Raw genomic sequence first — 24870 nt, 5'->3', positions numbered from 1 at the left:
GTTCGAACGACCTCATGGCTGAATCCGATCTGTCCTACGCTGAACTCCAGGCTGAAGTCCGCCGCCTCCGTGCCGCGCTCGACCAGTGCACCGCGTTGCCCGCCCAGGACGCCCAGCGGCGCCTGGCGATCTTCGACGGCGCCATCGACTTCGCCATGGTCGTGCTCGACTCGGCCGGAATAATCAGCGACTGGAACAGCGGTGCCGAACGCCTGCTGGGCTGGACGGCGGAGGAGATCCGCGGCGCCCCAGCCGAGCGCTTCTTCACCCCGGAAGACAACCAGATCGGCCGGGCGACGCTGGAAATGCAACTGGCCCTGCGAGATGGCCGCGCCGAAGACGAACGCTGGCATCTGCGGCGCGACGGCAGCCGCTTCTGGGCCAGCGGCGAAATGCATCCGCTGCACGATGACGCCGGGCGTCATACCGGCTACGTCAAGATCCTGCGGGACCGCACCGCCCAGCACCTGGCGGGCCAGGCCAAGCACGACGAAGAAGGCTATCGCCGGGCGCTCGCCGAACTGGCTGAAGGTTTCAGCCACCTGAACGACACCGACGCCGTCACCGAACTCGCCTGTGCCACCCTGGGCACTACCCTGGATGCCCATCTGGTGGGCTATGGGCTGGTGGATGACGACGCTGAAACCATCCGGGTGGAACGCGACTGGACGGCGCCGGGCACCCGCAGCCTGATCGGCACCCTGAATTTCCGCGACTACGGCAGCTGCATCGAGGATTTCAAACGCGGCGAAACCGTGGTGATCGAAGAGGTCCGCGAAGATCCGCGCACCCGGGCCAATCTCGCGGCCCTGGAGCAGCTGGACACCCGTGCCTTCGTCAACACCCCGCTGTTCGAACACGGGCACTTCGTCGCCCTGCTCTATGTAAGCTCCCGCCATCCACGGCGCTGGACGGCGGCCGAATTGCGCTTCATCGGCGAGGTGGCCAATCGCACTCGCTCGGCAACGGCACGGCTGACCGCCGAACATGCCCTGCACGACAGTGAGCTCAACCTGCGCCTGGTGGCCGACACCCTGCCCTGCCTGATCGCCTTCGTCGACCGTGCGCTGGTGTATCGCTTCGCCAACGCCGAGGCGCCCAAGTGGTTCAAGAACGCCCCGGACAGCATCCTCGGCCGCAGCATGGCGGAGGTCTTCGCGCCAGAGCTGTTCGCCGCCCGCCGCCCGGCCATCCAGGCCGCGCTGGACGGTACCCCGGCACGGCTCGACCTGCCCTGGGCCTGGCCAGACGGCCGCCGGCGCATCGCCGACATCCACTATCGCCCACGGCGCGACGCCCGGGGCGCGGTGGATGGCTTCTATGTCTTCGCCCAGGACGTCACTGTCCAGCGCGACGCCCAGGCGCTGATCCAGGCGCAGAATTTCAGCCTCAGCCAGGAAGTCCAGGCACGTACCGCCGAGCGTGACCGCCTCTGGGCGCTCAGCGAGGACCTGCTGCTCACCGCCGACTTCACCGGGCAACTGCTCCGGGTGAGTCCGTCCTGGTCACGCGGGCTGGGCTATTCCGAAGCCGATCTGCTGAGCCGTCCCTATCCCGAGCTCATCCATCCTGACGATCTTCCCGGGGTCCTGGCAGCGCTGGATGAACTGCGCCGCAGCGGGCTGCCGACCCGGGTGGAGAATCGGGTCCAGGCGGCGAATGGCAGCTGGCGCTGGCTGGCTTGGACCCTGTCGCTGGACCTCGATCAGGAGCACCTTACCGGGGCCGGTCGCGACATAACCCGGGAAAAGGAGGCCATGGAGACCCAGGCCGTGCTGGAAGAGCAGCTGCGGCAGTCGCAGAAGATGGAAGCGGTCGGCCAACTCACCGGTGGCCTGGCCCACGATTTCAACAACCTGCTCGCCGGCATCGTCGGCAGCCTGGATCTGCTCACGCTGCGCATCGGCCAGGGTCGGCTGAACAATCTCGAGCGCTACACCACGGCGGCCCAGGGCGCCGCCATCCGCGCCGCCGCCCTGACCCACCGCCTGCTGGCCTTTTCCCGCCGGCAGACGCTGGATCCCAAGCCCACCGACGTCAATCGCCTGGTGGCCGGCATGGAAGACCTGATCCGCCGCACGGTGGGTCCGGCGATCCAGATCGAGGTGGTGGCCAGCAGCGATCTCTGGTCAACCCTGGTCGATCCGCCTCAGCTGGAAAACGCCCTGCTCAACCTCTGCATCAACGCCCGCGACGCCATGCCCGAAGGCGGGCGCATCTTCATCGAAACCGCCAACCGGGTACTGGATTCCCGCATGGCCCGGGTGCGTGATCTGGAGCCGGGTGAATACATCGCCCTGAGCGTGACCGACAACGGCTGCGGCATGCCACCCGAGGTGATCGCCAAGGCCTTCGATCCCTTCTTCACCACCAAGCCGATCGGCGTGGGCACTGGCCTGGGCCTGTCGATGATCTATGGTTTCGTCCGCCAGTCCGGTGGCCAGGCGCGCATCCATTCCCAGGTCGACCAGGGCACCAGCGTCACCCTGTTCCTGCCACGGCATCGCGAAGCCGCAGCCAGCGCCGACTCCGCCATCGCCCAGCCGGCCCTGCCCCGAGTCGGTCATGGCGAGACGGTGCTGGTGGTGGATGACGAGCCCACGGTGCGGATGTTGGTCGTCGAGGTACTGGAAGAGCTGGGCTACGCGGCCCTGGAGGCGGCGGATGCCAGCTCCGGGCTGCGACTGCTGGAGTCCGACGTGCGCATCGACCTGCTGGTCAGCGACGTCGGCCTGCCTGGCGGCATGAATGGCAGGCAGATGGCCGACGCCGCGCGGCAGCGCCGCCCGGGGTTGAAGGTACTGTTCATCACCGGCTACGCCGAGAACGCCGTGGTCGGCAACGGCCACCTGGAACCAGGCATGCACGTGATGACCAAGCCCTTCGCCATGGACGCCCTCGCCTTGCGCATCCGCGAGCTGATCGAGGGCACGTGAAGCCGTGGGGTGGCAGGAGCCGTAGGGTGGATAACGGCGCAGCCTTATCCACGCGGGTGTGCCGGGTTTAAACAGTAGAAAACGCTGCGCGGCTTTCCACGCTATGTCATGGCCTTGCTCGGATCGCGGCCATGGGCCGCTCCTACGGGGCGATGGAACCGCTCACTCCGGCTCACGCCATCAAGCCACAATTTGCACCAGGCTCAATCGCGCCCTTTCCCTCCGGGAGAGGGCTAGGGTAAGGGGCCAGGATACGCCGGGGGTCGCTTTTTGTTGGGCTTCGCTGCGCTCAGCCCAACCTACCTCCAGGCGTAGGGTGGATAACGGCGCAGCCTTATCCACGCGAGTGTGCAGAGTTTAAACAGTGGAAAACGCTGCGTGGTTTTCCATGCTCCGTCATGGCTCGGATCGCGGCCATGGGCCGCTCCTACGGGAGCAATGGAAGCGCTCACGTAGGCTCACACCATTGCGCCACAACCTGCACCGGGCTATATCGACCCCTCTCCCTCCGGGAGAGGGCTGGGATGAGGGGCCAGGATGCGCTGGGGGGTCGCTTTTTGTTGGGCTTCGCCGGGCTCAGCCCAACCTACCTCCACGCGGGTGCGCCGGGTTTAAACAGTGGAAAACGCTGCGCGGTTTTCCACGCTACGTCATGGCCTTGCTTGGATCGCGGCCATGGGCCGCTCCTACGGGAGCGATGGAAGCGCTCGTTCCGGCTCACACCATCGCGCCACAACTTGCACTGGGCTAAATCGCCCCCTCTCCCTCCGGGAGAGGGCTGGGGTGAGGGGCCAGGATACGCTGGGCTCAGCCCAACATCCGTCCTACTCAACCGCCGCCGGTACCCGTACCCAGCCTTCCATCAACCGCCGGGCACTGCGACTCATGCTGGCTTTTTCCACCTGCCAGCTGCCGTCGATCTCGCGCGCCTGGGCACCGACAGCCACGGCGCCCGCGGTATGTCCCATGCGCACCTGACGGCCGCCCAGGTTACCCGTCAGCTGATTGACCAGGGTCCCCGGCAGCGCAGCGGCCACCGCCACGGCGACCGCGCCGGTACCGGGGATGGCATGGTGCAGCTTGCCCATGGAGATCATCCGCGCGATGACGTCGATAGCCTCGACCGGCACCTGCTTGCCACCCGCCACCTGGTAGGTCTGGGGCGGCGCGATCAGGCACAACTTGGGTGTATGCGGACGTTCGGCGGTGGCCTGAGCCGCGGTCCTGGCCAGGCCCATGGCTACTGCGCCAGTGGCGCGGACGGCTTCCAGGCGCTCCAGCAGCGCCGCATCGCCATTGACCTGCGCCTGGGTCTCGGTGCCGCTGAGGCCGAACGATTCGGCATAGGCGAAAATAGTGGGGTTGCCGGCTTTGAGCAGGGTCACCGGCAGCCGGCCCAGCCCGGGGACATCCAGCTCGTCGACCAGCTGCCCGCTAGGTAAGACGCTGCCATCGGTGCCGGCGGGATCGAGGAAGTCGAGCACCACCTCGGCGGCCGGAAAGGCCACGCCGTCGAAGCGGAAATCGCCCTCCTCCTGCACCTCGCCATTGACCATGGGAACGTGGGCAAGGATGCGCTTGCCGAGATTGGCCTGCCAGATGCGCACCATGGCCAGGCCGTCGCGGGGCGCCTCGACCAGGCCTTCGCTGATCGCGAAGGGACCGACGGCGGCGCTGAGATTGCCGCAGTTGCCCGACCAGTCGATTACCGGCGACTCGATGGCCGGAGCGCCGAAGAGGTAGTCGACATCGCAGTCCGGCCGACAGGAGGGCGTGATCACCACCACCTTGCTGGTGCTGGAGGTGGCGCCACCCATGCCATCGATCTGCTTGCCATAGGGATCGGGACTGCCGATCACCCGCAACAGCAGGGCATCACGCGCTGGACCGGCGGGCGGCAGGTCACGGGCATGAAAGAACACGCCCTTGCTGGAACCGCCACGCATGTAGACGGCAGGAATACGCAGTTGCGGCATCGGTTTCTCCGGTGAGGGAATCAGGCGAGATAGCGGCCGAACCAGTCCAGGGTGCGCTGCCAGGCCAGCTGGGCGGCCGCCTCGTCGTAGCGCGGGGTGGAGTCGTTATGGAAGCCGTGGTTGGTGCCGGGATAGCGGTGCACCTCGTAGGTCCTGCCCGCGGCCTTGAGTGCCTCTTCGTAGGCGGCGGCGCCTTCGTTGATGCGCGGATCGTTCTCGGCGTAGTGGATCAGCAATGGGGCCTTGATGCGCGCGACCTCCTCCGCCCGCGCCTGGCGGCCGTAGAAGGGCACCGCAGCGGCCAGCTCGGGATAGGCGACGGCAGCCGCGTTGGCCACGCCGCCGCCATAGCAGAAGCCGGTGATGCCGACCTTGCCGGTGCTGAATTCATGGCTTATCAGGGTTTCCACGGCGGCGAAGAAGTCGTTCATCAGCTTTTCGGGGTCGACCTGCTGCTGCAGCTCGCGCCCCTTGTCGTCGTTGCCGGGATAGCCGCCCATGGACGTCAGGCCATCCGGCGCCAGGGCCAGGTAGCCAGCCTTGGCCAGACGCCGCGCCACGTCTTCGATATAGGGATTGAGGCCGCGGTTCTCGTGCACCACCACCACGGCCGGTACCTTGCCGCTGGCCTTGGCCGGGCGCACCAGGTAGCCGCGCACTCGGCCATGGCCCTGGGGCGAAGGGTAGTAGACGTATTCGGCGACGATATCCGGATCGGTGAATTCCACCTGGCTGGCCAGGGCATAGTTGGGGCTCAGTGCCGCCAGCACCCCGGTGGCCGACAGCCCCAGCACCGCGGCGCAGGCCCCGGCGCGGTCGAGGAAGTCGCGCCGGCTAATGCGACCGTGGACATAGAAGTCATAGAGTTCGAGCAGTTCGGGCGAGAAATCCTTGGCGGTGAGACGGGTCATCGCGGCGCTCCTCTGGCGGGAAACGGAGCGCTCGACCCAGCTGGGTAGGCGCCCCGGTGGCTCCCGAGTGTGCCGCGAATCGTCAGACTATGCCACCGACTCTCCCTGACGCCACAAGGCGTGCAGCACGGCGATCAGCGCCTCGAATTGACCAACCTGGCGCTTATGGAGGCCTCACGGCCGCGGAAGAAAGTGGTCACGCCAACGAGTCTGTTCTTCTGCGCCGTCATCCCCCTGGGGTTACCCCTGCCGAAGCTGGCGTTCGAACCAGAGCAGGACGGCGCCCAGCTGCTGCGCGAACTCGACCGCTGCCGCCTGAGGCTGCCGGGCTTCGGCATAGAAGAAATCCAACGCGGTGCACTGCTCGGGATGCAGCCGCCGGGCTCGGCTGTAATGGTCTTCCAGCGTCCAGGGCCAGACCATCTCGTCTGGCCGGCGCAGCACCTGTATCGCCCGGAGCAGCCGCCGCGCCGCCTCGCGCTGTATGCCCAGGCGCTCGACCGGACTCGCACAGCTGGCGTGGGCCAGGAGGTAGCGCTGCATCACGGGCAGCACGTCGCCATTCACCGCCTGGGCGATGCCGACCTCCGGTTTGAAGGGCGCGTAGCGCCGCGCCAGGTCTTCGCCCCACAGCCAGCGGCAGTGATGTCTGAGCCAGAAGCCCCAGCTGAGACGGTTACCGGGGGCCAGGGCTTCGGCCCGGCGGCCGATATCGAAGTCAATCTTACTGACCTCGCCATGGCAGCGTTCCAGCAGACGGCGACGCCGCTCCAGTTGTACCAGCAGCCCTGCGGGGCAGGCATCGCTCAGGACCAGGGTGAGATCCAGGTCCGATTGCCCCGGTCGGGCGCGGCCTTCGGCCACGCTGCCATAGACATAGAGGGCTATCAGATGGCGGCCCAGAAGGGCTGGCAACTGGCACCGCACGGTAGCCAGCAGTGCCCGATACTCCACCTGGAATGGCACCCTGGGCACCTGTCGGATAAAACCTTCGGCATCCACTCCATCGTTGGCTTCCCGCATCAGAACAACCCCATTTGCCGATCCAGCAGTCGGTCGAAGCGGTCGCCGACGAAGGGCAGGATGGCGTCGGCCACCGGCGCCAGCTGGCGCTGTACATAGTGGTCATAGTCGGGCGGCGCATGGGGCAGCTCGACCGGTTCGGCGCCGGCGGTGGTGATCAGGTAGCTGATCCAACCGCCGCGGCGAAAGCGGCTGCGGCGTCCCAGCCGGGCGTTTTCCGCCTCCAGCAGGCGCGCGGCGCGGACCTGGGGCGAGAGGTTGCTCTGGTACTCCTCCAGCGGTCGGCGCAGGCGCTTGCGATAGACCAGCAGGTCGTCGAAGTCGCCGGCGCGCGTCCGGGCCACGAAGTCGCGTACGTAGTCTTCGTGCGGTTCGCCAGTGAAGATGCGCAGGTACAGCTCACGCTGGAAGCGCTGGGCCAGCGGTGACCAGTCGCTGCGCACCGTTTCCAGCCCTTTGAACACCAGCTCGGGCGCGCCGTCCGCCCCGGGCCGCAACCCGGCGTATCGCTTCTTGCTGCCCTCTTCCGCGCCGCGGATGGTAGGCATGAGAAAGCGGCTGAAGTGGGTCTCGTACTGCAGCTCCAGATGGCTTTCCAGCCCCAGCTCCGCCTGTAGCCGTTCGCGCCAGTGGGTGTTGACCGCCGCCACCAGCTCGCGACCGATACGCTCGGCCTCGGCCTCCTCATGGGCAGCTCCGAGCCAGACGAAGGTGGAGTCGGTGTCGCCATAGATCACCCGATGGCCACGTGCCTCGATCAGCTCGCGGGTCTGGTGCATCACCGCGTGGCCGCGCAGGGTGATGGACGAGGCCAGGCGGTGATCGAAGAAACGGCAGTGCGGCGTACCCAGCACCCCGTAGAAGCTGTTCATGATGATCTTCAGCGCCTGGGCCAGGGGCGCGTTGCCGGCACGCTTGGCGGCGTCACGGCCGTCCCAGACCCGCGCTACCATCTCCGGCAGGCAATGCCGGGTGCGATGGAAGCGCGCGCCGCGAAAGCCCGGTACGGTCTCGTCCTCGGGTAGCGCCAGTCCTTCCACCAGGCCCACCGGATCGATGAGAAAGGTGCGAATCAGTGAGGGATAGAGGCTCTTGTAGTCCAGCACCAGCACCGAATCGTAGAGCCCGGGCCGGGAATCCATGACGAAGCCGCCCGGGCTGGCCTCGGGCGGCTGGGCACCGAGACCGGGGGCGACGAAGCCCTGGCGGTGCATCAGCGGCAGATAGAGGTGGTAGAAGGCGGCAATGGACGCGCCGTGGCGCTCCAGCGGCAGGCCGGTGACGCTGGCGCGCTCCAGCAGGAAGCGCAGCAGCTCGGTCTTGGCGAAGATGCGGGTGACCAGTTCGCAGTCCACCAGGTTGTAGCGCGCCAGGGCGCTCTTCTCGCCCGCGAACATGCGGTTGATGGAGGCCATGCGGTCGTGGGGATTGTCGATGGCCTTGCCTTCGCCCAGGAGGCTGCGGCTGACGTTCTCCAGGCTGTAGGAAGGAAACACCCAGGTCGCCGACTTGAGCGCCTCCACCCCGTCGATGATCGGCCGTCCGGCCAGCAGGGCGTGGAATTGCCGGCCCTGGCCGCCGGGTTCGTAGCGATCGTCCTCCAGTGCACCACGCCCCAGGTGCAGGGGCACGCCCAGTTTGCGCGCGTGTTCGTGGAGCACGCGGATGTCGAACTGCAGCACGCTCCAACCGATGATGACGTCGGGATCATGGCGCGCCATCCAGGCGTTGAGACGCTGGAGCAGGGTGGCGCGGTCGTCGACGTATTCCAGGTCGAAGTCCACGGCCGCGTCCTCGCCAGTGGGCGGGCCGAGCATGTACACCTGGCGCTGGCCGCAGCCGTGCAGGCCGATGCTGTAGAGCTCGCCGCGCTCGCTGGTCTCGATGTCCAGCGACAGGGTGCGCAGCGTGGGGCGATAGTCGGGATCGGGCCGCAGTGGCCCGCCGTCTGCCGTGGGCAGCGTCACCGGCGCGGTGATGAAGCGCTCCATGAGGAAGCGATCCGCCGGGGTGATATCGGCTTCGTAGAGGTCGATGCCGGCGGCGGGGAGGCGCTGCTCCAGTTCGCGCAGGGTGCGATAGCGGGGCGCATAGAGCCCCAGGACGGGGCGCCGCTGGAAGTCCTGCAGCGCCAGCTCGCGAATCTCCACCCCGGCCGGCAGCAGGCGCTCGATGTCCGCCCGTCGCGCGGCCGGCGCAAAGGCCACGGCCTGTTGCGCCGGCACCCGCAGCTGGCGCGGACCGCTGTCGGTGGCGAACCAGAACACCAGCTCCATCCCGGTGGACGTCTCGCGCCAGAGGCGTGTCAGCAAGAAACCCTGGGCGGCGACCAAAGCAGCAGCGCTCCTCGACGTGAATGAAGGGCTCATTCTCGCAAGACCGGCTACGACCGGCGACCCCGGCGCGCCAGATGGTCCGCTCGTCGCCACCGCCGAACGGCCTGTGTCCTGTGGCGATGATCTTGCATCGAATGCCCACACCCGTCGTAGAGCCGACCCTGTCGGCTTCTGGGCGCCTCCTTGGTTTCACCTGTCAGGCCGTGTCATGAACCTGTTGTCGTCGTCTTTTCCTGCCACTGCCGTCCCCGGCTACAACGCCCAGCAAGTGCGGGTGCGCGAACAGGCGCGCCGCTGGCTGGAGCAGGATGTGCTGGTGCTGGATACCGAGGCGACCGGCCTGGGCGAGGACGCCCAGCTGATCGAGGTGGCGGTGATGACCCTCAGCGGCCGGGTGCTGCTCGATACCCTGGTCCGCTCTAGCATCGCCGTACCGCGCGAGGCGACCCTGATCCACGGCCTGACCGATGCCCACCTGAGCCAGGCGCCGTCCTTTCCCGAGGTGTTCGCCCAGCTCTGGTCGCTGCTGCAGGGCCGCACCGTGCTGGCCTATGGCATGGCCTTCGACTATCGCCTGCTGGCCCATAACGCGGGCTTGCATGGCCAGGCACTGCCGCCGGAACTGGAGCGGGAGACGCCGCCGGTGCAACTGGTGGATGGCACCCGCCTGCACTGCCTGATGCAGCTCTATGCCCAGTTCTGGCAGGAGCCGAGCCTGGACAGCCGGAGCCAGGACGGCTGGCGGCGCAAGTCCCTGGCCACGGCTGCGCGCCAGCAGGGCGTCGCCGTGCAGGAGACCCACCGCGCCCTGCCCGATTGTCGCCTCAAGGCCGCCCTGGTCCAGGCCCTGGCCGACGAAGCGCCGGCCACCTGGCATGGCGTGCAGGCCCTGGCCGGCTAACCGAGCAGGTAGTCCACCGGCAGTTGGCGGTCGAGCTTCATCTCCCGCAGGCAGAGGTTGGAGCGGATGTTGAACACCCCTGGCAGCTTGCGCAGCACCTGCTCGACGAAGCGGCTGTAGTCGTCCAGATCCCGCGCCACCACATGCAGCAGGAAGTCCGCTTCCCCGGTGACGTTGTAGCAGGCGAGTACATGGGTCGAGGCACCGATGATGGCCTCGAATTGCGCCGTGACCTCTTCACTGTGCTGGGTGCAGCCGATCTGCACGAAGGCCATGACGCCGATGCCCAGCCGCCTGCGATTGAGCACCGCCTGATAACCCTCGATCACCCCTGCCTCCTCCAGGCGCTTCTGCCGCCGCCAGCAGGAGGCCTCGCTCATCGACAGCTGCTCGGCCAGCCGTGCATTGGACAGCCGGCCATCGCGCTGCAGGCGCTCGACGATGGCGACATCCTGACGATCGAAGTGAGGCATGGAAGGATCCTTTCTAATTAGGTTGCTGGCACGAAAGACTATTTCAACTTGGCGACTTCCGAGAAGCCAATCAGACAGGCTAATTCCGCGCGGCTCGCCATACTGGAGGTCTCATCCCACCCGAGGCCCCGCCATGAAAGCCGTCGTCTACGAAGCCTTTTCCGCGCCACCCCGCCTGTGCATCGTGCCGGACCCTACCCCCGAGCCGCACGGCGTGGTGCTCAAGGTCATGGCCACCGGCGTCTGCCGTAGCGACTGGCACGGCTGGGTCGGCCATGACACCGACATCGAACTGCCCCATGTGCCGGGCCACGAATTGGCCGGGGTGGTCGAGGCGGTAGGCAAGGACGTCAGGCGCTGGCGGGTCGGCGACCGGGTAACGGTGCCCTTCGTCGGTGGCTGCGGCGCCTGCCCGCAGTGCCATGCCGGCCACCAGCAGGTCTGCGACCATCAGTTCCAGCCCGGCTTCACCCACTGGGGCTCCTTCGCCCAGTACGTCGGCATCCACCAGGCCGATCTCAACCTGGTCGGGCTGCCCGAGCAGCTGGATTTCGCCACGGCGGCGAGCCTGGGTTGTCGCTTCGTGACGTCCTTTCGCGCCGTGGTCGACCAGGGCAAGGTCAGCGCCGGCCAATGGGTGGCGGTACACGGCTGCGGGGGCGTCGGGCTCTCGGCGATCATGATCGCCAGCGCTCTGGGTGCCCAGGTGGTGGCCATCGACATCACCGCCGACAAGCTGGCCCTGGCCCGCAGCCTCGGGGCCGTGGCCACTCTCGATGCCACCCAGGTGGCCAGCGTGCCCGAGGCGGTGCAGGAGATCACTGGCGGCGGTGCCCATGTCTCCCTCGACGCTCTGGGGCATCCCACCACCTGCTTCAATTCCATCGCCAGCCTGCGCAAGCGCGGCAAGCACGTTCAGGTCGGGTTGCTGCTGGGCGACCAGGCGACGCCGGCGCTGCCGATGAACCTGGTGATCGCCAAGGAGTTGGAAATCCTCGGCAGCCACGGCATGCAGGCCCATCGCTACGACGTGCTGATGGACATGCTGCGCCAGGGCACCCTGGCACCGGAGCGGTTGATCGGTCGCGAAATCAGCCTGGCCGAGTCCAGCGAAGCCCTGATGCACATGGACAGGTTCGAGGGTACCGGCGTGACCGTCATCACCCGCTTCGACTAGGGCGCTAGCCGGACTCCGCCGCCTGCAACACCCAGCGCAGCCCCTGCAGGTCCTCGGCGGACAGGGTTGCGCGCAGACGGCAGAGGCGATAATTGACCCGGGTATTCATCGCCACCCATTCCAGGTCCTGGCGGCTAGGCTGGCCGATGAAGTACTCGCCGTAGCGCTCATCCAGCCCGGCCATGCGGTACTGGCCCTTGAGCGGCAGGTAGAGCTGACCGTTCATTTCCCAGCGACTGGCGCTGCAACCATGGAAGCGCACCTTGTCGCCAAAGGTGGACAGCTGGGTGCGGAAATCGGTGGTGGCGTTGCCAGCACTGGTCTTGAACTGGCTGGCGATCACGCTGAAGACGATCCCATCGGGCGAGGGCGCCCCACGCCATTCGATGACCCGGCGATTGAGCGCCGTGTCGAACTTGTCGGTGAAGATGCCGGCGGCCTGCGCCGTGAGCGTTGGCAGGGTCAGGGCACCCAGCAACGCCATCATTGTTTTCAAAACAGACTCCTGGTGGCGACCCGCACACCCAGCCTGAAGCAACAGGCAGAGGCGGCAAAGGGCCAGCTTCAGTCTTTGGAGACCCGATTGGCTGAAAGGTGCCCCCAGCGGTCCGGATAAGCGGTATCTTTCACAGTCTAGCGACGAGCCAGGCTCGTCCATCCCTTGAACCGTCGCCAGCGAGGCGTACGGCCCGACCACGAAACGACCGGCCAAACCGCCGGAGAGCACTGCGAGGATCTATGAGCGCTGCGGACATCGATTGGAAGACCCTCGGTTTCGACTACATCAAGACCGACTTCCGCTATATCGCCACCTATCGCAACGGCAGCTGGGGACCCGGCGAGCTGACTCGCGACAACCAGCTGCACATCAGCGAAGGCTCCACGGCCATCCACTACGGCCAGCAGTGCTTCGAGGGCCTCAAGGCCTATCGCTGCCAGGACGGCTCCATCAACCTGTTCCGTCCCGACCGCAACGCCGCGCGCATGCACAAGAGCTGCGCCCGCCTGCTGATGCCGCCGGTCCCCACCGAGATGTTCATCGATGCCTGCCAGCAGGTGGTCAAGGCTAACGAGGCCTGGATTCCGCCCCACGGCACCGGCGGCGCCTTCTACCTGAGACCCTTCGTCATCGGCGTCGGTGACAACATCGGCGTGCGCACCGCCCCCGAATTCCACTTCGTGGTATTCGGCATCCCGGTCGGCGCCTACTTCAAGGGCGGCATGACCCCGCACAACTTCGTCATCTCCGGCTACGACCGCGCCGCGCCCCAGGGCACCGGTGCCGCCAAGGTCGGCGGCAACTACGCCGCCAGCCTGATGCCCGGCGCCCAGGCCAAGGCCGAAGGCTTCGCCGATTGCATCTACCTGGATCCCCTGACCCATCGCAAGATCGAGGAAGTCGGCTCGGCCAACTTCTTCGCCATCACGGGCGACGGCAAGTTCGTCACCCCGCGCTCCGAATCCGTGCTGCCGGGCGTGACCCGCATGTCGCTGATGGAACTGGCCCGCGAGCGGCTGAACCTGGAAGTGGTCGAGGGCGACGTCTATATCGACCAGCTCGACCAGTTCGTCGAAGCCGGCGCCTGCGGCACCGCGGCGGTCATTACCCCCATTGGCGGCATCCAGTACGGCGAGAAGCTGCACGTCTTCCACAGCCTGACCGACGTCGGCCCGGTGACGCGCAAGCTGTACGAGGAACTGACCGGCATCCAGACCGGCGACAAGCCGGCTCCGGAGGGCTGGATCGTCAAGGTCTGACTTGAGGTTGGTTTAGTGTGAAGAAGGCGCCTCAGGGCGCCTTTTTCGTTTGGGTAGACCGGATTGCTGACACAACTGCTTATCGAGCGATCTGCCGAAACTTATTTCGCCTCGCCAGCAACTCACCTATCGCGGCCATGGGCCGCTCCTACAGGATGACTAGCTGCTGTAGGAGCGGCCCATGGTCGCGATTTCAGCAAGGCTCAGGTCTATCCAACGTTGGGCTTCGCTTGCGCTCAACCCAACCTACAAAGGCTCAGGCCGTAGCGTGGGAAACCGCAGAGCGTTTCCCACTGGCAACCCTTAACCGCCGAAGCCCAACATCCATAGGAGCAACCGTCCTTATCGCGGCCATGGGCCGCTCCTACGGATAGCCGGCTGCTGTAGGAGCGGCCCATGGCCGCGATTCCAGCGAGGTCTAGGTCTACGCACCGTTGGGCTTCGCTCCGCTCAACCCAACCTACGCAGCCCTCCCCCTACGCCCCGTCTCGCCGCCGCAGGATGGCGCGGGCGCCAATGAACAGCACCACCACGCAGATCGCCGCCGCGACCAGCCAGCGCTTCGACACATGATGCTCGGCGAAGAAATCTCGCAGGATCTCCCCTACCGCATAACCGATGCCGGTCATGACGAAGCCCCACAGCAGGGCGCCGATGATGTTGAAGAACAGGAACCGCCGCGGCCGCACGCCGCTGGCACCGATCAGCAGCGGGCCGATCAGGCGGAAGCCATAGGCGAAACGGATGCCGATGATCCACAACGCCTCGTGGCGATGGATGCGGCTGCGCAGCCAGTCGATGCGCGCTTGCTGGCGCTTGAAGCGGCTGAGGATGCTGTCGCCATAGCGACGGCCGAGATAGAACAGCGTCTGATCGCCGATGAAGCCGCCCAGGGCCACGCACAGCGCCGTAAGCGGAAACAGCAGGTAGCCATGTCGCGCGGCGATGCCGGCCAGGATGGCGACGCCGTCGCCCTCCACCAGCGCGCCCAGGACGGCGGCGCCGTAGCCGTAGTTGCTGATCACCTCGCTGTCGATCATGGGGCCGTCCTAGAGACCGAGGATGGTCAGCATGATGAAGGTGCCGAACAGCACGAAATGGGTCATGCCCTCGATGGCGTTGGTCTCGCCGTCGTTGAGGTTGATGGCGGCGACAATCAGGGTCACGGCCATCATCACCGTCTGCACCGGCGTCATGGCCATCTGGATCGGCTGGCCGTTGTACAGGGCGATGGCCTCCACCACCGGTACGGTGAGGATCACGGTGGACAGGCTGGCGCCCAGGGCGATGTTGATCACCGACTGCATGCGATTGGCCATGGCCGCGCGCAGGGCGGTGAGGATCTCGGGGCTGGCGGAGATCACCGCCACCACCAGCGCTGGGACCAGGGCGGGAACAGCCAGACCTTCCAGCCCGGTATCCAGCGACTTGGACATCACCTCGGCCAGGGCTCCGGTGGCGACGATGCCGACGATCAGCATGGCGATGGACAGGGTGGCGCTGCTTTCACCATGGCCGGCGGTGGCAGCTTCGCCCTCGGCAACCGGGCGCTTGCGCTTCTTGTCCGGGTAGTTGTAGCTGAAGAAATAGCTGTGCGGGCCGGTCTGCATGCGCAGGAACAGGGCATAGAGCAGCGCCATGGCACCGATGGTGAAGAAGGAATAGACGTGCCACTGGGCCGAGGGAATGAATTCCGGCACCAGCATGGAGATGCTCACCGCGGTGATGATCATCACCCCGTAGCTGCGGCTGGAGTCATCGTTGTAGGCCTGCTCGCCGTGCTTGAGGCCCCCGAGCAGCGCGGCCAGGCCGATGATGCCGTTCATGTCCAGCATGACCGCGGCATAGATGGTGTCGCGGGCCAGGGTCGGCGAGTGGTCGTGGCTCATCATGATCGCCAGGATGATCACCTCCACCAGCACGGCGGAGAGTGTCAGGATCATGGTCCCATAGGGATCGCCGACCTTTTCCGCCAGCAGTTCGGCGTGGTGGGCCACACGCATGGCCGCGCAGATGATGGCGGCGATCAGACCGCCTGCCGCGATCAGCGCCAGGGTCTGGCCACCGCCGAGCAGCGCGTGTTCGAACACATAGGCCAGCACCGTGGCGCCAATGGCGACCAGCAGCAGGGTTTCGTCTTTGAGAGCGGCGAGCATGGAAAAGGGCGTCCTTGGTTGAGCAATGCCTTGTTACGACCGCCGTAGACGGCAAAACGCTCGCAGGCACCTGCATCCAGCCGGAGATCGCCGCCCCAGGCGGGCTCAACCCACGCGAGCAGGCGGCACCAGCCGCTTCCACACCGCCTTGGTGCCGGTCGCGCAGGCCTGGCGATAGCCCAGGGCATGGCGTTCCACCAGGAACCAGGACACCACCGCCAGCGGCAGGGTGATGCCGATGGAGAGCAGCACCATGGTCCAGGCCTCGATGCCGGGAATCACCGCCGCCAGGGTCTGCTGCACCGGGAAGGAATAGATGTAGAGGCCGTAGGAGTAGTCGCCTACTTCATTGAAGGCGCGGATGCGCCCGGCCGGCACGAAGGCAAGGTAGAGCAGCACATAGCCCAACGTCAGGTTGTAGACCAGGTAGAAGCTGTCGCGGTCGGGCATCGCCACCGCCAGCAGCGCCACGGCGGCGACGAAGGCCGCCCGCGACAGGGGGATGTAGCCACGCAGCACATAGAAGGCACCGCCCAGGAAGAACATCTGAAACAGCCGCAGCAGGTGCGATTCGCTGGCGAAGAAGTAGTAGGCGAACAGCTTGAACAGCGCGGCGCCCGCGGCGAACAGCAGGATGGCGCGCTGGAAGTGGCGACTGTCCAGCCGCAGCCAGAGCACGAACAACCAGAGCAGCGCCAGGGCGCCGTACATGCCCACCTCGAAGGGCAGCGTCCACAGCGAGCCATTGACGATGGCCTGCAGCGGATTGCCCTCGAACAGACCGGGCAGGTCGAATTCGGCGCCAGCGATCAGGCCGGTGTTCTTGAACAGATAGAACCAGGTCTGGGGATCGCTCAGATAGTCGTGCAACGGTGCCCGGGTCAGCCAGGCGCCCAGGCCCAGCACCGTCAGCACCAGCATCACCAGCAGCCCTGGCACCACGCGCAGGGCACGGCCCCAGACGAAGTCGATGATGTCGGCGCGGCTGAGCAGACTCTTGGTGACCAGAAAGCCACTGGTGATGAAGAAGATGTCGACCGCGATGTCGCCCAGGGTCATGCCCAGGCTCTCGCGTCCGGGTTCTGCCGTGGCGGTGCCGCTGGAAATGGCGAAGCTGTGGCTGAAGACCACGGCGAGCGCCGCGATCATGCGAATCAAATTGAGATTGTTGTTCTTGCCGCCAACGTAATCCTGAACGGTCTGCACGGATACCTCACGTCTGGTGTTTGGAGCCATGCGTCCCGATTGTAGTCAGATCCAGACCCAATGCAGGCCTTATGGCCCTTTGCTGGCCCAAAGCGTGGAATGCTGGGAATTTCTGACCGCCCAAACCACCGTACATCGGTCAGCGGGAACCCGGATGCCTGCGGAAACCGGTGCAAAGCGTGCGACAATCGTCCATCTTTTTCCGATTCAAGCTATCCCGAGGATCCCATGTACGACTGGCTCAATGCCCTGCCCAAGGCCGAACTGCACCTGCACCTGGAAGGCACCCTGGAGCCCGAGTTGCTGTTCAAGCTGGCCGAGCGCCATGGCGTCGCCCTGGCCTGGCCGGACGTCGAGGCCCTGCGCGCCGCTTACAACTTCGGCAACCTGCAGGAATTCCTCGACCTCTACTACGCCGGCGCCGACGTGCTGCGTACCGAGCAGGACTTCTACGACCTGACCTGGGCCTATCTGCTCAAGTGCAAGGAGCAGAACGTCATCCACACCGAGCCCTTCTTCGATCCCCAGACCCACACCGATCGCGGCATTCCCTTCGAGGTGGTGGTACGCGGCATCACCCAGGCGCTGACCGACGGCGAGAAGCAGCTGGGCGTGACCAGCGGGCTGATCCTGAGCTTCCTGCGTCACCTCTCCGAAGACGCCGCCCAGGCCACCCTGGACCAGGCGCTGCCATTCCGCGACCACTTCGTCGCCGTCGGCCTGGACAGCTCCGAGAAGGGGCATCCACCGAGCAAGTTCAAGCGCGTCTTCGCCCGAGCTCGCGCCGAGGGTTTCCCGGCCGTGGCCCATGCGGGCGAGGAAGGCCCGCCGGAGTACATCTGGGAAGCCCTGGACCAGCTCGGCGTGGTGCGGATCGACCATGGCGTGCGCGCCTTCGAGGACGAGCGCCTGATGGATCGCCTGGTCGACCAGCAGATCCCGCTCACCGTGTGCCCGCTGTCCAACACCAAGCTCTGCGTGTTCGACGACATGAGCCAGCACACCATCCTCAAGATGCTCGACCGCGGCCTCAAGGTCACCGTCAACTCGGACGATCCGGCCTACTTCGGTGGCTACGTCACCGAGAACTTCATGGCCCTGCACGAAGGCCTGGGCATGACCCAGGCGCAGGCCCAGCGTCTGGCGCAGAACAGCCTCGACGCCCGCCTGGTGAAATGAGCATGAGCCTGACCGCTGCCGAGATCTCCTACTACGAACGCTTCGCCGAGCGCCTGGCCGATGCCGCCGCCGTGGCCATCCAGCCCTATTTCCGCGCCCAGCTGGCAGTGGACGACAAGGGCGACGCCGCCATCGCCGGCCGCCGCTATGACCCGGTGACCATCGCCGACAAGGCCGCCGAACGGGCCATGCGTGAACTCATCCAGGCCGAACACCCGGATCACGGCATCCTCGGCGAGGAAGAAGAGAACGTCGCCGGCAGCAGTCCCCTGAGCTGGGTGCTGGACCCCATCGACGGCACCCGTGCCTTCATCACCGGCCTGCCGCTGTGGGGCACCCTGGTGGCGCTCAACGACGGTAGCCGCCCGGTGATCGGGGTGATGAACCAGCCCTTCACCGGCGAACGCTACCTGGGCACCCCGGCCGGCGCCTGGCGCAACGGCGCGGCCCTGCGCACCCGCGCCTGCGCCAGCCTGGCCCAGGCCCGGCTGATGTGCACCAGCCGCGACATCTTCGACACCCCCGAGCGCCTGGCGGCCTTCGACGCCGTGGCCGCCGAGGTGCAGCTGGCCCGCTTCGGCGGTGACTGCTACGCCTACTGCATGCTGGCCTCGGGCTTCGTCGACGTCATCATCGAGGCGGGCCTGCAGCCCTACGATGTCCAGGCGCTGATCCCCATCATCGAAGGCGCTGGCGGCCGCATGACCGCCTGGGACGGCGGCGATGCCCAGCAGGGTGGTGCCATCCTCGCCTGCGGTGATCCGGCGCTGCATGCGCAGTTGGTGGAGCGGCTCAAGCACCTGGCCTAGGACGCCCACTTTCGTAGGTTGGCGCCGAGCGCAGCGAAGCCCAACATTACAGTGCGTCCAGCCTGGCTTATGGGCGCTCTGGCTGCTTAGCGAGGTTTGGGGGGAGATGCTAGAACCACCGGCAGCCCCTATAACCCACCAGGGCCCTATAGCTAATCCTCAGCAATCGCGGCCATGGGCCGCTCCTACAGGTTAGGACTAGACCTGTAGGAGCGGCCCATGGCCGCGATTGGCGATGCTCCATTTTCCGTAGGAATGGCGATATCGGCGGACAATCAGTCAGCCCCGCCGTACCCATGCACGTCGCCTCGGATAACCTCCTTAAGCCCCCTCTAAGCCAAACCCCGTATACCGGCAGGATTCCGCCAAGAGTCATTGCCTTGCTCCCCTCCTCCTCCCCTGCCTCGCCACGCGCCGCGCGTCTGGAGCGGGTACTGCTGCTCTGCTGCCTGGTTGCCTACCTGCTCGCCGGTCTATTCGGCCGTGGCCTATGGAAGGCCGACGAGCCCTACTCCTTCGGCATGGTGTGGAATTTCCTCACCACGCCGGACTGGCTGATCCCGCGGGTCGGTACCGCGCCCTTCATGGAAAAGCCGCCGCTGATGTACTGGACCGGCGCCCTGGCCGCGCGGCTGCCTTCGCCCTGGTTGAGTGCACCGGACGGTGCCCGGCTGGCGGTGCTGGCCTGGATGCTGGTGACCCTGGCCGCCCTGGCCTGGCTTACCCAGAGGGTGCTGCCCGGGCGTAGGCGCCAGGCCGTACTCGCCCTGTTGGGCATGCTCGGCATCGTGCAGCACAGCCATCTGCTGATCGCCGACGTGCCCCAGCTGGCCGGCGCCACCCTCGGCCTGGCTGGCCTCGCCGCGCAGTTGCACGACCGGCGCCACCCCTGGCGTCATGGCCTGCTGTGTGGCAGCGGTCTCGGCATCGCCTTCATGAGCAAGGGCCTGCTGGTACCTGGGGTACTGGGGCTCACGGGAGGACTCTGCGCGCTCTGCTGGCCCAGGCGCTTGGTCGAGCCGGAAGGTCGCCGCTGGCTGCTCGCCGCCAGCCTGGCCGCCCTGCCCTGGCTGCTAATCTGGCCATGGCTGCTCTGGCACCGGGCTCCGGAACTGTTCCATACCTGGTTGTGGACCAACAATATCGGCCGCTTCTTCGGCCTGGAAGCACGCAACAGCGACAGCGACGGCCTGGTCTCCAGCCTGGCGGACCTGGTGGCGCTGTCCTTTCCCACCGGACCGATCCTGCTCGGCGCCACGCTCTGGCAACTGCACCACCGCGGCGGCAGCCCCTTGCGACGGCTGGGCCGCCATCCCGGCCTGGCTACGGTGGTGCTCTACACGATCGTCTGCCTGGCGGTCCTGCTCAAATCAGCGGTGTTTCGCAGTCTCTATCTACTGCCGCTGTTTCCGGCCCTGGCGCTGCTGGCGGCACGCCTGCAGCCGCCGCCCCCTCTCGCTCGGTTCGGGCGCGTTCTTGGCCTGGGCGTCTGGACGCCTCTCATCGCCCTGCTGGCCCTGGGTGGCCTCGGCCTGGCGCGGGGCTGGCCGCTGCCCTGGCCAGCCTTGATCCGCGATCACCTGCCGATAGGAGAACGCCTGCCGGTGAGTCTTCTGGCCTGGACCCTGGCCCTGCTGGCCCTGGTCGCCTGGGGACTGGTGCTGGGTGTGTGCCGTCGACTGACGCCGGCCAGTGTCTGGTTCGTCGGCCTGACCGTCAGCTGGAGTCTGGCCAACAGCCTCTGGCTACCCTGGGTCGATCTGGGCAACAGCTATGCGCGGCCCTTCAGCGAGCTGCAGCGGGTACTCCCGCCCACGGCTTGCCTGGCCAGCTATGGCCTGGGCGAGTCGGAACGCGCCATGGTGCATGTCTATACCGGCTATCCGCCGCAGGAGATATCCGACCTCGCCCAGGTGCCCTGTCGAGTCCTGGTGGTCCAGGACGAAAGACACGAAGCGGTGGCCATGCCCACGGGCTGGCAGGAGCTCTGGCAGGGCGCCCGCCCCGGCAATCGCAAGGAGCGCTTTCGCGCCTTTCGGCTCAGCCCCTAGTCTCGGCTCGCTACCCGGGCAGGCGGTCGAGGCCGTGAAGGGCCCGCTCGAACATGAAAAACCCGTAGCCCTGGACAGGCGAGCTGAATCGTTTAACCTTGCCACGACAAGCTCTAGCCTGCGGATTTCAGGCGAAACGGCTCTGCGCTGCCAGACGGCCGTGCCCGGGCCATGGCTGTGCTCTTGACATGCTAGAGTGAAAAAAACGGATCGACGCTGCGACGCTCGACCGAAGGTTCGTCGACCAGGACGGTGCGAACCCGAACGACCGTGCTGCCGGAGCCGCTCGCGTTCCGGCGCAGTCGGCACGGATCAGACGCTGAAAAGGCCCAAGGAGCAGTTCGTGAATCAGGCCAGCGATTCCCCGCCACGCAAACCTCGTCAACCCAGTCCCGCCGCCCAGCTGCGACGACAGCGCCAGATCGAGGCCAAGCGTACCCAGATCCTCAGCGCCGCCCTCGACATCTTTTCCCGCTTCGGCCTGCATGGCGCCAGCCTGGATCAGGTGGCGCTGCAGGCGGACGTCTCCAAGACCAACCTGCTCTACTATTTCAGCAACAAGGAAGAACTCTATCTCGCGGTGCTGCGCCAGCTGCTCGCCACCTGGCTGCGGCCCCTGCGCATCTTCAGCGAAGACCAGGAGCCCCTCGACGCCCTACGCGACTATCTGCGGCAGAAGCTGGAGATGTCCCGCGACCACCCCGCCGAATCCCGGTTGTTCTGCCTGGAGATGGTCCAGGGCGCACCCTTGCTGCTGCCCGAATTGCAGAGCAGCAGCCTGCACGCCCTGATGGACGAGAAGGTCCGGGTGATCCGCGCCTGGATCGACGCCGGCCGCCTGGCACCGGTGGATCCGCATCAGCTGATGTTCAGTATCTGGGCCACCACCCAGCACTATGCGGACTTCCGGGTACAGGTACAGGCCCTGTGCGGCCGCACGCTGAAGGATCCGGTCTTCTTCGACGAGGTCCTGCGCGGCCTGGAAACCCTGATCATCGACGGCCTGCGTCCACGTCCGGCCGCCTGAGCACGCCTCAGGGCGTCAGGAAGAAGTCGGCGAACAACTCGCTCAGCAAGGGCCAGAGCGGTGCCGGCAGATCGTGAGCCATCTCGGCAATGAGCTCGAAGCGGGCACCGGGAATGGCCCTGGCCACGGCGCGCCCACAGGCTGGGCGCAGGAGCGGATCCCGCGCGCCATGTACTACCAGAGCCGGCGCCTGGATGCGCCGGGCGAAGGGGCGCAGGTCGCCACTGCCCAGCAGGGCGAACAGCTGCCGCTGCACCCCGTCCACGTCCACCCCGCGCGCCAGGATACGCTGCACCAGGCGTTCGAGATCAGCGTCGCTCTGGCGGTAGCTGGGGCTCTCGATACCGCGCAGCAGGTTCTTCTGTCGGGCGAGCGCCGCATCGGCCGGCAGGTCGGTCGGCGGCCGCAGCAGCAGGCTGCCAAGCAGCTTGAACGAGGGCGGCGGCAACAGCGGCTGATTCGTGGACGAGAACAGGATACCCAGGCGCGCGACCCGCTGCGGCCAGTCGGCGGCGAGGATCTGGGCGATCATGCCCCCCATGGAGCCGCCCAGCACATGGGCGCGCTCCAGCCCCAGGTGATCGAGCAGCCCGACCGCATCGGCGGCCATGGCTTCCAGGCGATAGGGCACCGCGCTGGGCTTGCCCAGCTGCGCCCGGCCCAGCACGGGCCACAACGACGGCGGTCGCCCACCGGGCCAGCTCAGCCGCGAAGACTGGCCGACGTCGCGATTGTCGAAGCGGATCACCCGCAGTCCACGCCGGACCAGGGCTTCGCAGAAGCCTTCCGGCCAGAGCAGCAGCTGGGCGCCAAAGCCCATGATCAGCAGCAGCGCCGGATCGGCGGGATCGCCCCAGTCTTCGTAAGCCAGTTCGAGGGCGCCAACCCGGGCGCGACCTTCACGTATGTCCATGGCTCCCCCGCGAAATCGGTAAAGGTTCATGCTACTCCAAGGCCAGCGCGAGCAAAGCGGTAGAACCCGACGGTCACGCAGCAGCGGTGCGCTATGCTCAGGCGACCCTCTACCTGAGACCACGGCCATGCCTGCAGCGCCACTGGAGTACCACCTTACCGATGAGGCGCGCGAAGAGCTGCGCCAGGCCATCGGTGTGCCGCTGCGACAGTACAACGAAGCCCAGGTCGGCCCGAGCGGTTATCGGGCCTTGGTCATCAGCCTGAGCCGCGACGGCCAGCCCCTGGGCGGACTCTGGGGCTACACCAGCTATGGCTGGCTCTATGTGCAGTTGCTGGCGGTGGACGAAGCCGCCCGCGGTCAGGGTGCTGGCCGCGAGCTGATGCTGCGCGCCGAGGCCGAGGCGAGCAGCCGCGGCTGCCACGGTGCCTGGCTCGACACCCACGAATTCCAGGCCCGCAGCTTCTACGAGCGCCTGGGCTATGAAGTGTTCGGCGAGCTGGCAGACTATCCGCCGGGCTTTGCGCGGTATTTCCTGCGCAAGGCGCTGGTCTGAGCGGCCGGCTACCGAGGGACCATGCGAGCCTTATCCTTTCGAACGATGGGTCTGGTAGCGCTGCTGGCGCTGGCGGGCAACAGCCGGGCCGAACCAGGCTTCAGGGTCATCGACGGGCGCGGCTGCCTGCTGGGCCTCACCACGGGTGAGCAGACCCAGACTCAGCCGACGCTGGCCTTCGTCGGCGCCCTGTACGATAAGCCAGAAATTCGCCGGGAGGTGCTCTTGCAGATGGCGCAGACCGCCCTGGCCGCCGGCTGTCCGGCCGACGAACCTGTCGACGCCGGAGGCCTGACGCCGCTCAACGCCGCCATCCTGTTCAATCGGCCGGACCTGGTCGCCCTGCTGTTGCGCTACGGCGCCGATCCGGAGCGACGTATCGAGCGACCTGGCAAGGCATCGGACGGCTGGAATGCCTACCAGCTCCAGGCCTTCCTGAAGCAGAAGCGGCCCCTTGATCGCAGTGCCATCGACCGCTTGCTGGACGAGCATCGCCAGCGCGCCGCGCGCCCCTGAAGTCGCTAGAACGCGGTCAGGAAATTCCCCACCCGGGCGTTCTCTTCCCCACCCTCCAGCAGGGGCACCTCGGCTTCGTCCTTTAGCTGAACCCCGGAGAGCTTACGGCGATCGGCCTCGCGCATCAGGTAAAGCAGCTTGTGCGCCGCCAGGCCATAGGCGAGGCCCTCCAGGCGCACGTTGGAGATGCAGTTGCGACCGGCATCGTTGAGGCCCGGGCGCGGACCATAGGTGAAATAGAGGCCGAGGCTGTCGGGTGAGCTGAGACCGGGGCGCTCGCCGATCAGCATCACCAGCAGCCGCGCCTTGAGCAAACCGCCGATCTCGTCACCCACCGCCACCCGGCCCTGTTCCACCAGGGTGACCGGCGCCCAGCGCCAACCGTCGGCCTTGGCCTGGTCGGCCAGCCGCTCCAGGAACGGCAGGGCATGGCGATGCACTGCCAGGGCCGAGAGGCCGTCGGCGATGACCACGGCGACGTCGAAGCCATCCGGATGCTCGGCGGCATAGGCCTGGAGTTCGCGGGCGGATTCCTCCGACAGCTTGCGTCCCAGGTCGGGGCGCTGCAGATAGGTGTGTCGATCCGGCGCGGCGCTCTTGAGCACCAGGGTCTCGCGGCCCTGGGCGGTCAGGCCTTCACGTAGCGCCTGGTGATCGAAGGCCAGGTGCACGGCATCGCGCGCCTGGGCATGGGCGGCCTGGAAGTCCAGCTGGGCAGCGGTGGGCAGGCTGGTGCCGGCGCGGCCCAGGGCGATGCGCGCCGGAGTCAGGCGACGCAATTCGGCCCAGGGATCGGGGCGGGCGGTGTCGGAGTCCTTCATGGCAACCTCCTCGGTAGGTTGGGTTGAGACGGCTTCATCGTCGAAGCCCGACAAGCAAGGATTGGGGCTGGCACTCGGCCCTTTCGTAGGTTGGGTTGAGATAGCTCCACCGTCGAAGCCCAACAGGCACGAGTCGAGCCTGGCA

21 protein-coding genes are annotated in these 24870 nt (G+C 66.7%); 10 read left to right on the top strand and 11 right to left on the bottom strand.

What is annotated here, in order from left to right; all coding sequences use genetic code 11:
* The first annotated feature begins 14 nt into the window (after positions 1-14).
* Positions 15-2936 carry a PAS domain S-box protein gene (locus ACUCV0_RS19810; protein ID WP_482213463.1) on the top strand — a complete coding sequence of 974 codons (2922 nt, stop codon included), beginning with the start codon at positions 15-17 and terminating at the stop codon, positions 2934-2936.
* Positions 2937-3760: 824 nt separating this feature from the next.
* Here the strand turns inward: ACUCV0_RS19810 and prpF are convergent.
* The 4 genes from prpF to ACUCV0_RS19790 all read right to left on the bottom strand — a co-directional run bounded on the left by prpF (position 3761) and on the right by ACUCV0_RS19790 (position 9215).
* Entirely contained in the window at positions 3761-4912 is a 1152-nt protein-coding gene (gene prpF, locus ACUCV0_RS19805; protein ID WP_482213462.1) for a 2-methylaconitate cis-trans isomerase PrpF, read from the bottom strand.
* A gap of 20 nt (positions 4913-4932) precedes the next feature.
* On the bottom strand, positions 4933-5823 hold the full coding sequence (yghX, locus tag ACUCV0_RS19800; RefSeq protein ID WP_482213461.1) for a YghX family hydrolase: 891 nt from the start codon (positions 5821-5823) through the stop codon (positions 4933-4935).
* 240 nt (positions 5824-6063) lie between these two features.
* On the bottom strand, positions 6064-6789 hold the full coding sequence (locus tag ACUCV0_RS19795; RefSeq protein WP_482213460.1) for a nucleotidyltransferase domain-containing protein: 726 nt from the start codon (positions 6787-6789) through the stop codon (positions 6064-6066).
* Positions 6790-6845: 56 nt separating this feature from the next.
* Positions 6846-9215 carry a DNA polymerase II gene (locus ACUCV0_RS19790; RefSeq protein WP_482213459.1) on the bottom strand — a complete coding sequence of 790 codons (2370 nt, stop codon included), beginning with the start codon at positions 9213-9215 and terminating at the stop codon, positions 6846-6848.
* Between the two features lie 175 nt (positions 9216-9390).
* Here ACUCV0_RS19790 and ACUCV0_RS19785 point away from each other — a divergent pair, with 175 nt between their 5' ends.
* On the top strand, positions 9391-10083 hold the full coding sequence (locus ACUCV0_RS19785; protein WP_482213458.1) for a 3'-5' exonuclease: 693 nt from the start codon (positions 9391-9393) through the stop codon (positions 10081-10083).
* Here the strand turns inward: ACUCV0_RS19785 and ACUCV0_RS19780 are convergent.
* Positions 10080-10556: an Lrp/AsnC family transcriptional regulator gene (locus ACUCV0_RS19780; RefSeq protein WP_271653050.1), complete on the bottom strand. Its 477-nt coding sequence runs from the start codon at positions 10554-10556 to the stop codon at positions 10080-10082. The two genes, ACUCV0_RS19785 and ACUCV0_RS19780, sit on opposite strands and share 4 nt — an antisense overlap.
* A gap of 133 nt (positions 10557-10689) precedes the next feature.
* Between ACUCV0_RS19780 and ACUCV0_RS19775 the strand changes: the two genes are divergently transcribed.
* Positions 10690-11733 (top strand): zinc-dependent alcohol dehydrogenase family protein, encoded by a 1044-nt coding sequence (locus ACUCV0_RS19775; RefSeq protein ID WP_482213457.1) that lies wholly within the window; start codon positions 10690-10692, stop codon positions 11731-11733.
* Between the two features lie 4 nt (positions 11734-11737).
* On the opposite strand, the gene ACUCV0_RS19770 is transcribed toward ACUCV0_RS19775, so the two are convergent.
* A complete protein-coding gene (locus tag ACUCV0_RS19770) occupies positions 11738-12229 on the bottom strand; it encodes a hypothetical protein (RefSeq protein ID WP_174523150.1) in 492 nt (163 codons plus the stop codon).
* Between the two features lie 242 nt (positions 12230-12471).
* Between ACUCV0_RS19770 and ACUCV0_RS19765 the strand changes: the two genes are divergently transcribed.
* Positions 12472-13491, top strand: coding sequence for a branched-chain amino acid aminotransferase (locus ACUCV0_RS19765; RefSeq protein WP_059316212.1), 1020 nt, complete (start codon positions 12472-12474; stop codon positions 13489-13491).
* 476 nt (positions 13492-13967) lie between these two features.
* Here the strand turns inward: ACUCV0_RS19765 and ACUCV0_RS19760 are convergent, their stop codons facing one another.
* From ACUCV0_RS19760 to ACUCV0_RS19750, 3 genes are all read right to left on the bottom strand, one after another.
* Positions 13968-14531, bottom strand: a complete 564-nt coding sequence (locus tag ACUCV0_RS19760) for a DedA family protein (protein ID WP_482213456.1) — start codon at positions 14529-14531, stop codon at positions 13968-13970.
* 9 nt (positions 14532-14540) lie between these two features.
* Entirely contained in the window at positions 14541-15647 is a 1107-nt protein-coding gene (locus ACUCV0_RS19755) for a calcium:cation antiporter (protein WP_059316214.1), read from the bottom strand.
* Between the two features lie 105 nt (positions 15648-15752).
* The gene (locus ACUCV0_RS19750; protein ID WP_482213455.1) at positions 15753-16853 is read right to left on the bottom strand and encodes an acyltransferase family protein; all 1101 of its coding nucleotides are present in this window, start codon (positions 16851-16853) and stop codon (positions 15753-15755) included.
* Positions 16854-17081: 228 nt separating this feature from the next.
* Between ACUCV0_RS19750 and ACUCV0_RS19745 the strand changes: the two genes are divergently transcribed.
* The 4 genes from ACUCV0_RS19745 to rutR all read left to right on the top strand — a co-directional run bounded on the left by ACUCV0_RS19745 (position 17082) and on the right by rutR (position 21919).
* Entirely contained in the window at positions 17082-18032 is a 951-nt protein-coding gene (locus ACUCV0_RS19745) for an adenosine deaminase (RefSeq protein ID WP_160923955.1), read from the top strand.
* Positions 18033-18034: 2 nt separating this feature from the next.
* Positions 18035-18841, top strand: coding sequence for a histidinol-phosphatase (gene hisN, locus ACUCV0_RS19740; RefSeq protein ID WP_059316217.1), 807 nt, complete (start codon positions 18035-18037; stop codon positions 18839-18841).
* A gap of 380 nt (positions 18842-19221) precedes the next feature.
* Positions 19222-20892 carry an ArnT family glycosyltransferase gene (locus ACUCV0_RS19735; RefSeq protein WP_482213454.1) on the top strand — a complete coding sequence of 557 codons (1671 nt, stop codon included), beginning with the start codon at positions 19222-19224 and terminating at the stop codon, positions 20890-20892.
* 343 nt (positions 20893-21235) lie between these two features.
* On the top strand, positions 21236-21919 hold the full coding sequence (gene rutR / locus ACUCV0_RS19730; protein WP_323149919.1) for an HTH-type transcriptional regulator RutR: 684 nt from the start codon (positions 21236-21238) through the stop codon (positions 21917-21919).
* A gap of 7 nt (positions 21920-21926) precedes the next feature.
* Here rutR and ACUCV0_RS19725 read toward each other — a convergent pair whose 3' ends face one another.
* Entirely contained in the window at positions 21927-22832 is a 906-nt protein-coding gene (locus ACUCV0_RS19725) for an alpha/beta fold hydrolase (RefSeq protein ID WP_482213453.1), read from the bottom strand.
* Between the two features lie 127 nt (positions 22833-22959).
* Here ACUCV0_RS19725 and ACUCV0_RS19720 point away from each other — a divergent pair, with 127 nt between their 5' ends.
* Positions 22960-23388: a GNAT family N-acetyltransferase gene (locus ACUCV0_RS19720; RefSeq protein WP_482213452.1), complete on the top strand. Its 429-nt coding sequence runs from the start codon at positions 22960-22962 to the stop codon at positions 23386-23388.
* Positions 23389-23409: 21 nt separating this feature from the next.
* The gene (locus ACUCV0_RS19715; protein WP_482213451.1) at positions 23410-23904 is read left to right on the top strand and encodes a hypothetical protein; all 495 of its coding nucleotides are present in this window, start codon (positions 23410-23412) and stop codon (positions 23902-23904) included.
* 5 nt (positions 23905-23909) lie between these two features.
* On the opposite strand, the gene eutC is transcribed toward ACUCV0_RS19715, so the two are convergent.
* A complete protein-coding gene (gene eutC / locus ACUCV0_RS19710; protein WP_059316222.1) occupies positions 23910-24725 on the bottom strand; it encodes an ethanolamine ammonia-lyase subunit EutC in 816 nt (271 codons plus the stop codon).
* Positions 24726-24870: the final 145 nt, after the last annotated feature.

This window comes from Pseudomonas sp. VMV1 (genome assembly GCF_056790235.1).
This window is presented reverse-complemented; position numbering and strand designations above follow the sequence as displayed.